Source organism: Lysobacter arseniciresistens ZS79, from assembly GCF_000768335.1.
In the GTDB taxonomy this organism is placed as follows: Bacteria; Pseudomonadota; Gammaproteobacteria; order Xanthomonadales; family Xanthomonadaceae; genus Novilysobacter; species Novilysobacter arseniciresistens.
Map to the genome: position 1 here is coordinate 1 of NZ_AVPT01000043.1, position 14,483 is coordinate 14,483.

11 protein-coding genes are annotated in these 14,483 nt (G+C 70.7%); 6 read left to right on the top strand and 5 right to left on the bottom strand.

Annotated features, from left to right (window positions below):
* The 4 genes from N799_RS13215 to N799_RS13230 form a co-directional block, all read right to left on the bottom strand.
* Positions 1 to 1,333, bottom strand: a 1,333-nt coding sequence (locus N799_RS13215) for a DEAD/DEAH box helicase (protein WP_036213528.1), incomplete at its 3' end; no start/stop codon positions are given.
* 68 nt (positions 1,334 to 1,401) lie between these two features.
* Complete coding sequence (locus N799_RS13220; protein WP_036213505.1) at positions 1,402 to 3,033, bottom strand: site-specific DNA-methyltransferase; 1,632 nt, start codon at positions 3,031 to 3,033, stop codon at positions 1,402 to 1,404.
* A gap of 45 nt (positions 3,034 to 3,078) precedes the next feature.
* Positions 3,079 to 4,419, bottom strand: a complete 1,341-nt coding sequence (locus tag N799_RS13225; RefSeq protein ID WP_036213508.1) for a type II toxin-antitoxin system HipA family toxin — start codon at positions 4,417 to 4,419, stop codon at positions 3,079 to 3,081.
* 1 nt (position 4,420) lies between these two features.
* Complete coding sequence (locus tag N799_RS13230) at positions 4,421 to 4,669, bottom strand: helix-turn-helix domain-containing protein (RefSeq protein WP_036213512.1); 249 nt, start codon at positions 4,667 to 4,669, stop codon at positions 4,421 to 4,423.
* A gap of 168 nt (positions 4,670 to 4,837) precedes the next feature.
* On the opposite strand from N799_RS13230, the gene N799_RS13235 reads away from it, so the two are divergent.
* The 5 genes from N799_RS13235 to N799_RS13255 all read left to right on the top strand — a co-directional run bounded on the left by N799_RS13235 (position 4,838) and on the right by N799_RS13255 (position 10,035).
* The gene (locus tag N799_RS13235; protein ID WP_052101560.1) at positions 4,838 to 7,483 is read left to right on the top strand and encodes a DEAD/DEAH box helicase; all 2,646 of its coding nucleotides are present in this window, start codon (positions 4,838 to 4,840) and stop codon (positions 7,481 to 7,483) included.
* A gap of 187 nt (positions 7,484 to 7,670) precedes the next feature.
* Positions 7,671 to 8,657 carry a ribonuclease H-like domain-containing protein gene (locus N799_RS13240; protein ID WP_052101561.1) on the top strand — a complete coding sequence of 329 codons (987 nt, stop codon included), beginning with the start codon at positions 7,671 to 7,673 and terminating at the stop codon, positions 8,655 to 8,657.
* A 73-nt stretch (positions 8,658 to 8,730) separates the two neighbouring features.
* Positions 8,731 to 9,030, top strand: coding sequence for an I78 family peptidase inhibitor (locus N799_RS13245; protein WP_036213514.1), 300 nt, complete (start codon positions 8,731 to 8,733; stop codon positions 9,028 to 9,030).
* Positions 9,031 to 9,142: 112 nt separating this feature from the next.
* Positions 9,143 to 9,601 carry a guanyl-specific ribonuclease gene (locus N799_RS13250; RefSeq protein ID WP_036213517.1) on the top strand — a complete coding sequence of 153 codons (459 nt, stop codon included), beginning with the start codon at positions 9,143 to 9,145 and terminating at the stop codon, positions 9,599 to 9,601.
* Positions 9,598 to 10,035, top strand: coding sequence for a barstar family protein (locus tag N799_RS13255; RefSeq protein WP_036213520.1), 438 nt, complete (start codon positions 9,598 to 9,600; stop codon positions 10,033 to 10,035). The genes N799_RS13250 and N799_RS13255 overlap by 4 nt, the downstream gene beginning before the upstream one ends.
* A 30-nt stretch (positions 10,036 to 10,065) precedes the next feature.
* On the opposite strand, the gene N799_RS13260 is transcribed toward N799_RS13255, so the two are convergent.
* The gene (locus tag N799_RS13260; RefSeq protein WP_036213522.1) at positions 10,066 to 10,953 is read right to left on the bottom strand and encodes a 5'-nucleotidase, lipoprotein e(P4) family; all 888 of its coding nucleotides are present in this window, start codon (positions 10,951 to 10,953) and stop codon (positions 10,066 to 10,068) included.
* A 270-nt stretch (positions 10,954 to 11,223) separates the two neighbouring features.
* Here N799_RS13260 and N799_RS13265 point away from each other — a divergent pair, with 270 nt between their 5' ends.
* Entirely contained in the window at positions 11,224 to 14,364 is a 3,141-nt protein-coding gene (locus N799_RS13265; protein ID WP_036213525.1) for an autotransporter domain-containing protein, read from the top strand.
* Positions 14,365 to 14,483: the final 119 nt, after the last annotated feature.

Sequence of the window (14,483 nt, forward strand, 5' to 3'; positions counted from 1 at the left end):
CGCTGCGCACCAGTTGCACCGCGGCGGTGGCGCCGCTGACGGTGAACACCGACGAGGTGCCGATCTCCGGTGCCTGCGTGCGCATCGCGTTGATCTGCTCGCCGGCATCCAGCAGGCCTTCCTGCGATTGCGCGTTGGCGAGGAACACATAGCCGTAGTGCAGCGATTCGGGCAGATCGCGGCGGCCCTGCAGGGCGGCGTGCACGCGCACGATGCGGCCGACCACCTGCACCCCGAAGGCGGCATCGCGCGCACCGCGCAACGCCGCCAGGGTGAACGCACGCGGGGCGTCGAAACCCATCGCCACTGCCATCTTGAAGATCAGCACCTCGACCGTCGGGTCGTTGGCCAGCGCGATCAGGTCGGGGTCGGGCTCGTCGGCGGTGTGCACGCGCACCGCGTCGTCGGCGAAGCCCAGCGATTTCAGATACGCCTGCGCCTTGAGTTGCGCATCCTTGCCGTCGGGCACCTGCACCAGCATCAGCGGGGTCAGGCCGATGCCGGCCTCGCGCAACTGGGTGGCGATGGCGCGGTGGGTGGCGGCGGCCTCGCGCAGGGCGAGGTGTTCGAAGTCGACCAGCTGCTCGGTGTCGCCGTCGCGGGCGAGGAACCGCACCACCCGCACGCCGCGCTTGAGCAGCCCTTCGCGCACGCCATCGAAGCGGCTGACACTGGCCCAGTCGGCCTCGTCGCCGACGGTGTAACCGGTGTCCTGCTCGAACGCGGCGATGTCACGATCGCGCGGGGTGGCGGTCATCATCAGCGCGTAGTCGGGCTGCAGCACCTCCTTGAAGAACCGCTTGGCCTGCGCGGCCTTGTGGAAGCCGTGATGGGCCTCGTCGATCACGCAGCCGATGCGCACGCCGGCCTCGCGCGCCAGCAGCAGCACCGCGTCGAGCGAGAGGCCGGCGTCGCTACTGGTGCGGGCCTTGCGCGCGGCGGCGTTGGACGCGGCCACCGCGCTCCAGGTGGTGACGAAGATGCCGCCGCGCTCCAGCGCATCCGGCCGGCGGTCGCTGTCGAGGTCCAGCAGCGGCAGCGCCGGGGCCTGCCGGCGCAGGGTCTGCCGCGCCTGTTCGACCAGCCCGGCGAACGGCGCCACCCACAGCCACAGCACCGGTTCGTGTTCGGCGAAGCGCTGCAGCACGTCGCAGGCGATGGCGGTCTTGCCCGCGCCGGTGGGTGCCTGCAGCACCACCGCGGCATCGGCCCGGCGCGCGGCCTGCCACTGCGCCGGCGTGCCACTTGCGAGCCGCGCATAGTGCGCCTTCAGGTTGTGGAAGCGCGCCAGCAGACCGTCAGCGACGGTCTGCTGGAAGTCCTTGAGCACCAGCGGGCCGTGCAGGGTGGTGGCGGGCGACGGCCTGGTGGCGGTCGGGTCGACGGGGGTGCTGTTGTCGGTCATGGGTGACGGCGTCCGAAGCGGGCCTGCAGCGAGTCGGGGATGGCGGCCCAGGTGGCGGCGGGGGCCAGCGCGCGGGCGCGTTCGGGCGCCCAGCTGTAGAGGGTCAGGCCGCTGCCGTCACCGTCGCCGACCGCCGCGCGCAGGCGCGCCGTGCTGGCGGCGGAAAAGTCGGCGAGGTAGCCCAACCTGCCGTCGAGCGCAAAGCCGCCGCCGGACCACGGCGACAGCGCGCCGTGGTGCAACAGTTGCAGCGCATTCCAGATCTCGCCGTGGCGGATGCGGGTCGCGACCCGGTGCGGGGCGATACGACGCGCGCGCAGGTAGGCGAAGCCGCCGCCGAGCCCTGCCACGTCCTCGCCCTTGGCATTGGTGTAGCCGCCGAGCACACGGCGCACGCGCTGCGCACAGACATCGCGGCAGAGGTTCTTGTCGGGCGTGTCGGTGGTGGCCTCGGTGCTGCTGACGAGGATAAAGCGGCGGTCGCCGCCGTCTTCGGCGTTGAGTTGGGCGACGGCGTGGGCGGTGGTGCCGGAGCCGGCGAAGAAGTCGAGCACGGTTGTATTGGATGGAACGAATTGGAGGAGGTGTGCAATCAAAGAACTTGGCTTGGGGAAGGTGAACGTCTTCCCGTCCCCGAAGATGTCTCGAATCTGAGCCGTACCTTCCTGATTGTAGGGGCCTTCCAGAATCGACTTTGGTTTGGCACCACGCTCTTTGCCGCTTTCGTCCCTCAGGTACTGCTTGTAGTTGACCGTCCAGTTCCCGGCGGAACCTGAGAACACCAACTCGTCATTGGAGAGGGCTTCCAAAGCCCGCTCGCGTTGCCATTGCCACTGCTTTTCCGGCCAAACGTCTTCTCCCGCATGAGGAATCGGATATCGAAGGTTTGTTCGGGTGTCCATGCTATTCGTCGCCAGCGGTTGGAGCCGGTAGGGGCCGCGGGTTTCGAGCTTGTCGTCCTTGTACTTGTAGTAACGAAGCACTTTGGGGTCTGGCGGCAATTCGATCCTTCCGATCGCACTCTTGTTGCGCGCGTAGCACAGCACGTACTCATGTAGCCCAACTACGTACTTGGCTTTCGCCCCTCCGCCATAGGACTTTTTCCAGATTAGGGTTTCGATCCGATTCTCCTCCCCGAACACCCGATCCATCAGCATCCCGAGCCGGAACAGCTCGTTGTCGTCGATGCTGACGAAGATCACCCCGTCCTCGCGCAGCAGGTCGCGGGCCAGGCGCAGGCGCTGGTACATGAACTCCAGCCACAGCGAGTGGCGGAAGCGGTGGGTCTTGTCGACGAAGCGGTCGTTGTAGACGAAGTCGCGGTTGCCGGTGTTGTACGGCGGGTCGATGTAGATGCAGCCGATGGCGCCGGCGTGGGTGGTGCGCAGCGCGCGCAGCGCGTCAAAGTTGTCGCCCTCGATGACCAGGTTCTTCCACGGCGCCTCGCCATGGCCGAGCGCGGGGTCGAGGTCCAGCGCGACGTAGTCGTCGTTGCGCGCGCTGTCGGGTTCGGCGGCGCCGCCGGCGTCATCCGGGCGCTCCCACACCAGCCCCAGCTGGCGCTGGGCGTCGCGCCGCTGCAACAGGCGGATCAGGGTGTCCTTGTCGAGGTGGTCGTATTGCGACATCGGGGCTCCAGCAGGCAGGCAAGGCGCGGCGGTGGCCGGGCGCCATCAGGTTATGGACGCACGCGCGTCAGGTTCGCCGCTCAGACGGTCGGCCGCGGCCAGCATGCCCGAGCGGACCGCTTCGTACACCGGCATCGGGAATTCGGCAGGCAACTGCGCGGCCACTGCATCCAGCACGGCGGGCGTGGCGGCGCACAGTGTGTCGATCAATGCGGCGGCCGGTTGCTCCAGACCCAGTTGCGTGGCCATCGCCGTCCAGTGCCAGCGGTGGATGCCGCGCCACTGGTAATGGCGATTGCGGCCGGTCACGGCCATGGCCATGGACACCCGGTGCGGGTCCAGTTGGCCGGCGCCGCGGCCCTGGATAGACCACGTCGACAGGATGTCGTAGAGCGGCGTCATGCGGTAACGGCCGCCGGGGAGCAGGGTCAGGCTGAAGTTCTTGGCGTGGCCGTCGGTCGCGGCCATCAGCCAGAACACCAGCTGTGCAGTGAAAAAGTGGCGGCGGTCTTCGCGCGCCGCCTCCGAGCCGCGTAGCACCTCCATGATCGTGCGGATGCCCGGGCCGCCGTCGCTTTCATACTTGCGCGCGGGCGGGGTGGAAGTCGCCTGGCACAGGTCCTCCTGGGGGATACGCATCCACCAGCTCCCGTCGTCCGACAGCCGTCGGTCGAAGCGTTCGACGATGAGTGCCTTCTGATCCTCGAACTGGCCGATCGTCACTTCCGCCACTGGCAACCCGTAACCCCGTGCGATGCGCATGCACAGCCACTCGAGCTCGACCGAGTGCGACAGATCGGCGCGCATGTTTCCCACCAGGCCCAGCGGCAGTTTGAAGATGTGGGTGGTAGGCGTGGCGCCGTGCGGGATGCACCAGCGGTCCCCGTGCCAGAGCAGGGCGTTTTTTTCCTGGGCGCCCGCAATCGAGATGCGGAAGGTGTCGTCGTCGCGCGTGAGCCTGCGATCCACGGTGGTGGCGCGCAGGATCCCCGCCACGCCTGCCTCGTCCAGCGGTTCGGCGTCGATCCGGCGGGCGTCTCCCGGCGGCGTTCCCGCGGGCACGACCTGCAGCGCGCCCACGCAGTCGCGGCCCACCGCCGTCAACAGGTCGAACGCATCGGTGCTGCGGGTCCGATAGCGGGTCTGGATGCGCTGCAGGATGCGCTCGCTGTCGGGGATGAGGTTGTCGAAGTAGGCCGACACCTCCACCCCGCGCAGGGTCACGTCCGCGCCGGCATCGCGCTGGTACGGCAACGACAGGGACAGCGGCCGACCCTGCGGCGAGTCGATCCAGTTGCGCAGGTAGGTCAGGCGGTCGGTGCCACCGCGGGAGCGCTCCCAGTGGCCGACCGCCTGCCCATTCATCCACAGGTCGAGTGCGGGCATGTCACCACTCCATCGGCGAGGAGGCGTCCGAAACGGGTCGCGGTTGCAGCACCAGTTCGAGTTCGAGGGCCAGGCATAGCCGGTGCACGCGTTCGAACGAGGCACGCTCGATATTGAGTTCCAGCTTGGAGACGGCCTGGGTACTGACACCCAGCCGCTTGCCCACGTCGGCGAGGGTGAGGCCCTGCTGCTGGCGGGCGCTGCGCAGGATCGCCCCAAGTTGTGCCGGAATGCGGATCGGGGTCTGCATGCTCAACCCATCGGTTGATAAGTTGGAATGCAACCTATCAGTTGATTCCTTTCAATTCAATCTTCAAGTTGATAAAGGAAGTATCAACTCACACGTTGAACCACAGTCTCATCCCATGCGACGCCACTGCGATCCACTGCCCGCCTTTGGCGGACAAACGGACACGGCATGGGGCGCGCGCTGGCACGACGGGTGGAAGACGAGCAGCAGGCGTTGGCCCTGCCGGGAGACGGTCGCCGCGCCGGTAACGGGGCCACGCTGGCGCAGGCACTGGAACGCCGCTACGCCGACCGCATCACTGGCAGCTTCACCATCCCCGGCAGCGACGGCGACTACGCACCGATCCCCGACGACGTTCCGGCCGCACTGGCATCCGCCCTGCGCGCGCGCGGCGTCGACCGCCTCTACCGCCACCAGGCCGACGCCTGGGCCGCCTCGCAGCGTGGCGAAAACGTCGCCATCGTCACCCCGACCGCCTCGGGCAAGTCGCTGTGCTACACGCTGCCGGTGGTGAGCGCGGCGATGCAGGGCAATGCGAAGGCTCTCTACCTGTTCCCGACCAAGGCGCTGGCGCAGGACCAGGTCGCCGAGCTGCTCGAGCTCAACCGCGCCGGCGACCTCGGGGTCAAGGCCTTCACCTTCGACGGCGACACCCCCGGCGATGCGCGCCAGGCGATCCGCCTGCACGGCGACATCGTCGTGTCCAACCCGGACATGCTCCACCAGGCGATCCTGCCGCACCACACCAAGTGGGCGCAGTTCTTCGAGAACCTGCGCTATGTCGTCATCGACGAGATCCACACCTATCGCGGCGTGTTCGGCAGCCACGTCACCAACGTGCTGCGCCGGCTCAAGCGCATCTGCGCGTTCTACGGCGTGAGCCCGCAGTTCATCCTGTGCTCGGCGACGATCGGCAATCCGGCCGAGCACGCGCGCGCGCTGATCGAGGCCGACGTGCACGCGATCACCGAGTCCGGCGCACCGACCGGCGACAAGCACGTGCTGCTGTGGAACCCGCCGGTGGTCAACCCCGACCTGGGCCTGCGCGCGTCGGCGCGCTCACAAGCCAACCGCATCGCCCGCATCGCGATCAAGGCCGGGCTTAAGACGCTGGTGTTCGCCCAGACCCGGCTGATGGTCGAGGTGCTGACCAAGTACCTCAAGGACGTGTTCGATTCCGACCCGCGCCGGCCGCCGCGCATCCGCGCCTACCGCGGCGGCTACCTGCCGACCGAGCGCCGCGCGGCCGAGCGCGACATGCGCGCCGGCCACATCGACGGGATCATCTCGACCTCGGCGCTGGAACTCGGTGTCGATATCGGCTCGCTCGACGTGGTCGTGCTCAACGGCTATCCCGGTTCGGTCGCCGCGACGTGGCAGCGCTTCGGCCGCGCCGGCCGCCGCCAGCAGCCGTCGCTCGGCGTGCTGGTCGCCAATTCGCAGCCGCTCGACCAGTATGTCGTGCGCCATCCCGACTTCTTCGCCGACGCCTCGCCCGAGCACGCGCGCACCGCGCCGGACCAGCCGCTGATCCTGTTCGACCATATCCGCTGCGCCGCGTTCGAGCTGCCGTTCGTGGTCGACGAGCAGTTCGGCCCGATCGAACCGGAGGTCTATCTCGAAGCCTTGGCCGAGACCGAAGTGGTACACCGCGAAGGCGACCGCTGGGAGTGGATCGCCGACAGCTACCCGGCCAACGCGGTGTCGCTGCGTAGCGTCGCCGACGGCAACTTCGTCGTCGTCGACCGCAGCGGCGGCAAGCAGCAGATCATCGCCGAGGTCGACTATTCCGCGGCCGCGCTGACCCTGTACGAAGGCGCGATCCACATGGTGCAGAGCACGCCGTACCAGGTCGAGCGGCTCGACTGGGACGGCCGCAAGGCCTACGTCACGCGCACCCATGTCGACTACTACACCGACTCGATCGACTACTCGAAGCTGAAGGTGCTCGAGCGCTTCGACGGCATCGACGCGGGGCAGGGCGACTGCGGCCACGGCGAGGTGCACGTGGTCCGGCGCGTCGCCGGCTACAAGAAGATCCGCTACTACACCCACGAGAACATCGGCTACGGCCCGGTCAACCTGCCCGACCAGGAGCTGCACACCACCGCGGTCTGGTGGCAGTTGCCGCAGGCGACGCTGCTGGCGTGGTTCGCCTCGCGGCAGGACGCGCTCGACGGCTTCCTCGGCGCCGGTTACGCGTTGCACGTGGTCGCCACCGTCGCAGTGATGGCCGACGCGCGCGACCTGCAAAAGGCGGTCGGCAACGGCGACGGCGCGTGGTTCGCGACCGCCGATGCGAAAGGGCGCGGCCAGTTGCGCGGGGTCGAGGGGCCGGTCGAGGGCCTGTCGATCGCACCGGGTGCGCGTGCGCGGTTGCCGCTGGGCGCACACGAGGACTTCGTGCAGATGCATGGCGCCGGCGAGGGCAACACCGTGACCGGCAACCATGACGCGGGCCACCGGCCGACGGACCCGGTGGCCCCCGATGGCGGCACCGTCGACGCTCCGGCCCACGACGCCATGCCGGTCCGGGACACCGCCGCCGGGGGCGTCGAAATGCAGCAGTTCGTTCCGACCATCTACCTCTACGACAACTTTCCCGGCGGCGTCGGCCTCAGCGAGCCGCTGTGGGCGCGGCAGGCAGAGCTGGTGCGCCGCGCGAGCGAACTGGTCGAGCGCTGCGACTGCAAGGCCGGCTGCCCGGCCTGCGTCGGCCCGGTGCTGGCGGCGGACGAAGGCGGCGATGCGCAGGTCACCCCGAAGGCGCTGGCGCGGCGCGTGCTGGGGTTGTTGGCGGAGGTGGCGGGGTGAGCGGTTGTTGCTACGCAGCTTCGTGCGGTTGTAGGAGCGACGTCAGTCGCGACCTGTACATGGCCACCCCCCTTCGGCGGGTCGCGACTGACGTCGCTCCTACAACGGAGCCACCCTCCGGGCGAACCGGTGTCGTCGCCACGCCTGCCCCCCGCCGTCCCTCGGTCCATACTCCCGTGCTCCGCCCATGAGCATCACCCTCGACAAACTGCGCGCGCTCAAGCGCGAGGCCGGCGGTGCTGTGGCGGCGGGCAGGGTGGCTGCGACCGCGACGGAGGCGACGGGTTCGACACAACCCACGCGGCCGACGCCGACGCCGGTCTCAACCGCCACCGCCACCGCCACGCCCGCGGCTGTCGCACCCACGGCCACCTCCCTCGACACCCTGCGGCGCCTGCTCGGCGTGCGCGAACGCGCGCCGGCGTACCCGGTCGCCGCGCGCGGCCCGGTCGACCGTTCGCTGCCCGGCGACGAGATCGCTCCGGGCCTGCGCCTGATCGAGGCCCACCTGCCGTTCCCGGCACCGGTCGCGTCGCTGCCGCTCGCCTTCGCACGGCGCGACGACGCGGTCGCCCTGCGCGACCTGCTGTTCTTCGACACCGAGACCACCGGCCTGGCCGGTGGCACCGGCACCCGCGCGTTCCAGATCGGCGCGGCCGACTGGCACGTGCACCCGGTGCACGGCGACGGCCTGCGGGTGCGCCAGCTGCTGATCACCACGCTCGCCGCCGAGCGCGCGATGCTGCGCGAGTTCGCCGACTGGCTGTCGCCGGGCACGGTGCTGTCCAGCTACAACGGCCGCTGCTACGACGCGCCGCTGCTGAAGACCCGCTACCGGCTCGCGCGGCTGCCGTGCCCGGTGACCCCGCTCGACCACGTCGACCTGTTGTTCCCGACCCGCCGCCGCTACCGCGGGGTGTGGGAGAACTGCCGGCTGGCGACGATCGAGCGCGAGCTGCTGAAGATCGTGCGCGAGGACGACCTGCCCGGCTCCGAGGCGCCGGCGGCGTGGCTGTCGTACCTGCGTGGCGGCGCCTCGACCCTGCTGCGGCGCGTGTGCGCGCACAACCACCAGGACGTGGTGACGCTGGCGCGGCTGATGCTGCGGCTGGTGGAGGCGGAATCGGAGTCGCCGGCCGCACCGGCGACTTCGCGCCGCGTGCGCGCGGGCTGATCCGCCGCCGCGTTTACATCATGAACACGGGCCTGGCGGCAGGCTGCGTCGGCCACCGAACCGGAGCCCCACCGTGACCCGACTGCCGCTGATCCCCGTTACCGTGCTGCTGCTGTCGGTCGGTGCCTGCACGACGATGGCGCCGGTCGACGTGCCGCCCGCGCCGGCCACCACCTGCGTCGCCGAGGACGCGTCGTCGGCGGTCGGCCGCGCCGCCACTCCGGAGGTGGTCGAGCGCGCCAGGATCGAAAGCCACAGCAACGACGTGCGCGTGATCGAGCCCGGCCAGGCGGTGACGATGGACTACCGCGCCGACCGCCTGAACATCGACGTCAACGAGCGCGGCGCGATCACCGGTTTGCGTTGCGGCTGATCCCCGCGGTTCCGCACTGCGCCGATCTCCGTCGCCGCCGGGCTTGCGTAGGAGCGGAACGACGCTCGGTGCCTTGCGGCTAGACTCGGGCCTTTCCCGAGCAGGACCTGCCGTGCGATCCAACCGATCCCTCTGGCTGCTGGCCGCGGTCGCGCTGGTCGCGCTGTGGTTCGGGCTGCAACAGCCCGGCCCCGGGGGCCTGCCTGCGCCCGCCGGCAGCGACACCTCCGGCCAGGACCGCGGGCCGGACGCCAGCGATGCGCACAACCGCGGCGCGTCCTCCGCCCGGCTGCCCGCGTTCCTCCCGCCCGAGGCCGTGCCCGTGCTCGAGGCGATCGCCGCCGGCGGCCCGTACGAGTACCGGCAGGACGGCGGCGTGTTCCAGAACCGCGAGCGCCTGCTACCGCAACGCCCGCGCGGCCACTACCGCGAGTTCACCGTCGAAACCCCCGGCTCGCGCGACCGCGGCGCGCGCCGGATCGTCACCGGTGGCGACCCGCCGGCCGAGTACTACTACACCGACGACCACTACCGCAGTTTCCGCCGCTTCGACTGGGAGCCCGCGCGATGAGCGCCATCGACCTGCGCGCACTGCTGGCCGATCCGCTGCAGGCCGGCGCCTACTTCGTCGACGAGCGCGACACCGCGGCGATGGCACAGGCCGGCACCGCGCTGGATCTGGGCGTGGCCCGGATCGACCTGGCCGGCTGCGTCGACAAGGCCGACCTGCTGGCGCGGCTGGGTCTTGGGCTGCAACTGCCGTCGTGGTTCGGTGGCAACTGGGACGCCCTGGCGGACAGCCTCGGCGACCTGTCGTGGTGGCAGGTGCCCGGTTACCTGCTGCTGCTGGAGAACGCCGGCGGCCTGCGCGACGCCGACGCCGAGAGTTTCGCGATGCTGCTGGCGATCCTCAACGAAACCGCCGACGACTGGCGCGAGCGCAACGTCGCGTTCTGGGCGCTGTTGCCGCTGCCGGAAGCGACGCTGCAGCAGCTGGACGGCTGATCCGCGCCCGCGGCGCCCCGCGCCGCCGACTCATTGCGCCGGCTCGAGCGCCCCGTGCTTGGCCTCGCGGCGCTGCACAGGCGACAGCCTCCAGTCGTTGCCGAACAGCGCCGGCTGCCAGTCGCCGTAGCTCGGGTTGGGCAGCATCCACCAGCGCTCGCCGAACCAGCCGCCGTGGGTGGCCATCAGCGCCGCGCGCGCGGCCGGCGTGTTCGGCTCGACCGCCATGAAGTCGCCGAGCTGGTCGCCGAACTGCATCAGCACCCGGTAGTCGCGGCCTGCCAGCCGGCGCCGGCAGGCCTTGTCGCCGCTGTCGGCCGACGTGCAGCCCTCGACCACGGTGCCCTTGCCAAGGAACACCGCCTCGCCCGCCACCGGCAGCCCGGCCGCGCGCAGGTTGGCGATCGTGGCGTCCTGCATCGCCTCGGTGCGGTTGCTGATGTAGACGATGGTGACGCCGCGGGCCTGCGCGGCACGGGCGAACTCGAGCACGCCCGGCACCGGCGTCGCGCGGCGCTCGTCGACCCACGCCGCCCAGCTGGCACTGGCGTACTCGACGCCGTCGGCGACCAGCCGCGCCTGGTAGGGCGAGTTGTCGAGCACGGTCTCGTCGACATCGACGATCACCGCCGGCGGCAGCCCGGTTGCAGGGTTGCCGCGCTCGGCCGGCACCAGCGCGTCCCAGCCCGGGTCGGCCAGGGCCGCGTCGAGCCGGGCCGCCGCCGCGCGCCAGGTCTGCGCCGCCGCGGCCCGGTACTCGCTGGAGGCCTGCATCCACAGCACCGCGTTGAGGTTGTCGTCGGCCGGCGTCGTCGCCGCGGCCGGCGCGGGCGCGTCGACCGGGGCGTGCCGGCAGCCGGCGAGCGCGGCGAGCAGGAGGGCGAGCGGCAGGGCGGAGGACAACAGACGGTTGCGCATGGATGGGGCCGGGAAGGAAGAACCGCGCCAGTGTAGCGGCCGGTCCGGCACCTCCCGCCGGGCAGCACGAAAGCCAGGCCGGATGCGGGTTACGGACGCGATCCGCGACCTCCGTCGCGCTTTGAACGAGTGGAAATTCACGGTTTGTTCACGTATACAGGGCAAGCACGTGGGGCACGGGGGTGTCTCCGCCACGCGCTTTCCCTTGGTGCCTTCCCGGACGCCACACCGGCGCCCGGCGGGCGTTTTCAGTTCAACGCAAGGATCAGCATGAGCAAGAACGCACTACGTACCCGACCCTCCCGCTCCACGCTCTGCCGCGCCATCGCGGGCTGCCTGCTGGCCGGCCTGATGCTGCCGGCGATGGCCCAGGACGCCCCGCCGGAAGACCCCGGCCAGGTTGGCGACGAGGCCAGCTGGCGCACCGATGAATTCCTCGCCGACTGGGGCCTGGGCGCGATCGGCGCCGAGTACGCCTACGCGCGCGGCCTGACCGGCTACGGCATCCGCCTGGGCGTGTTCGACAGCGGCGTCGCCTTCGACCATCCCGAGTTCGCCGGCGGCGACCATGTCGGCCTGAAGTTCGGCGACCCGGGCTGCAGCAACACCACCGACCTGTGGGGCTGCTTCTACTCCGACGGCGGCCAGCCCTCGGTCGAGGGCCACCTGGCGCCGGAAGGCTACGTCTGGAGCGGCAGTGGCAAGGCGCTCGAACTCGAGTACAACGCCCACGGCACCCACGTCGGCGGCACCATGGCCGCCGGCCGCAACGGCAGCGGCATGCACGGCGTCGCGTTCGGCTCCGGGCTGGTCTCGGCGCAGCTGTTCACCAACCGCCTCAACGAGTATTTCTTCGGCCCCTACGGGCTGGACACCAAGGTCCACGGCACCAGCCCGACCGACGAGGCGCTGGCCGACATGTACGCGCAGATGGCCGCCAACGACGTCCGCGCGATCAACCACAGCTGGGGCTACACCATCGCGCTCGACTCGGCCGGCTTCGCCGACTACGTGTACGAAGCGATCGGCGGCGCGGAGTTCTTCGAGCCGTACGCGGCCGGTTCGCGCGACCTCGGCATGCTGCAGGTCTGGGCCGCCGGCAACGGCGGCGACGACGGCATCGCCGGCAACGGCACCGGCAACTTCGCCGGCCTCACCGCGACCCTGCCGCGCTGGCTGCCCGAGCTGGAGCCGTACTGGCTCAGCGTCGCCAACATGAACATGGCCGGCGAGCTCGCCGACTCGTCCAACATGTGCGGCCTGAGCATGGACTGGTGCATCACCGCGCCGGGCACCGACATCGCCTCCACCGTGCTGTGGGGCGAGCTCAACGGCGAAGTGGTGGTGGGCGAGGACGGCACCCTGACCCTCGAGTTCGAGGACGCCGACCGCCAGCTCGGCTACGCCTACTACACCGGCACCTCGATGGCGGCGCCGCACGTCACCGGCGCGCTGGCGCTGCTGATGGAGCGCTACCCGTACCTCGACAACGTCCAGATCCGCGACGTGCTGCTGACCACCGCGCGCGACATGGGCGTGGCCGGCGTCGACGAGCTGTACGGCTGGGGCCTGATGGACCTGCGCAAGGCGATCGAGGGTTATGGCCAGCTGCGCGTCGACACCGACATCGTGATGAACCGGAAGGCCGGTGGCGCCAAGGTCTGGGAAGGCGAGGCCTGGGACGACTGGACCAACGACATCGGCGGCCCCGGCCGCATGACCAAGTCCGGCATCGGCTGGCTGCGCCTGAGCGGCGACAACAGCTTCGCCGGGCTGACCGTCAACGACGGCGTGCTCGAGCTGACCGGCCACAACGCGCTGGGCGACACCGTCGTCGACGGCGGCCTGGCGCTGGTTTCGGCCGGCGGCGTGCTCGCCAACCTGACCACCGTCAACGGCGGCTGGCTGCAGGTCAACGGCGTCCAGTCCGGCGGCCTGGTGGTCAATGCCGGCGGCAGCCTGCGCGGCATCGGTACGGTCGGCGACACCTCCGTCGCCGGTACCATCGCGCCGGGCAACTCGGTCGGCACGCTGGCCGTCGACGGCGACTACACCCAGCTGGCCGGTTCGTTCTACAACGCCGAGTTCGCCGGCGCCGCGTCGGACCGGATCTCGGTCACCGGCACCGCCGACCTGCTCGGCGGCACCGTGCGCCTGTTCGGCGCGCCGGGCGTGTTCGACATCGGCGCCAGCTACACGCTGCTCGAGGCGGCCGCGGTCAACGGTGCGTTTGCCGGCGTCGACAGCAGCGCGTTCTCGCCGTTCCTCGCCTTCAACCTCGGCTACGGCGCCGAGGCGGTGACGCTCGACGTGGTGCGCGGCATGGCCCTGGCCGACGCCGCCACCACGCCGAACCAGCTCGCGGTCGCGACCGCGGCCGACGCGATGGCCGACGACGCGGCGCTGCTGGGTTCGCTGGTGCAGCTGTTCCCGCAGCAGGCGCAGGGCGCGTTCGACCTGCTCGGCGGCGAGTTCCACCCGGCCGCGCGCGCGGTGCTGGTGGAGGACAGCCGCCTGGTCCGCGAGGCCGCGCTGGCCCGCACCACTCCGCTGCAGTCCGCCCTGGACGACGGCGACGCGCAGACCGCGGTGTGGGCGCAGGCCTTCAAGAGCGGCGGCAGCGTGCACGGCGACGCCAACACCGGCCGTATCAACCATGACGGCAACGGCGTGCTGGTCGGCCTCGACCACCGCTTCGCCGGCGGCTGGCGGGTCGGCGTGCTCGGCGGCACCGGCCGCACCGACATCGACCTGCGCGAGCGCGCGTCGAGCGGTGACGTCAAGCATCGCCACCTCGGCGTGTACGGCGGCAACCAGTGGGGCGCGCTGTCGCTGCGGGCCGGCCTGGCCCGCGCCGACCAGGAGATCGACGGCGAGCGCAGCGTCGCCTTCGCCGACGTCGACCAGTTCCTGCACACCGAGTACGACGCCACCACCACCCAGGCCTTCGTCGAGGGCGGCTACGCGTTCGGCCGCGAGGCGTGGACGGTGGAGCCGTACCTGCAGGTGGCGCGGGTCGACGTCGACACCGACGCGTTCACCGAGGAGGGCGGCAACGCCGCGCTGTCCGGCAACGCCGCCGAGACCCGCACGACGCTGTCGACCCTGGGCGTGCGCTTCGACGTCAACCTGTCGGGCGCGCAGCCGGCGGCGACCGGCCTGCACCTGCGCGGCGGCCTCGGCTACCGCAACGCCTCGGGTGACACCGTTGCCGAAGGCGTGCATGCGTGGGCGGGCGGGCAGTCGTTCACCGTCACCGGCGCGCCGCTGGCGGAGAGCTCGACCGTCGCCGAGGCCGGCATCGCCGCGCAGCTGGGCGAGCGCAGCCTGCTGGAGTTCAGCTACAGCGGCCAGTTCGCCGACGAGGCGCGCGACCACGGCGCCAGCGTGCGTTACTCGCTGACGTTCTGACCGGACGCGTCACGGTTGCAACGGCAGGGGCGGCTTCGGCCGCCCTTGTCGTATCCGCGGCCGTACGCGGTGCCACTCGAAAAAAAAAGGGTATCCGGATTTTAGTGTGGGAAGACCGC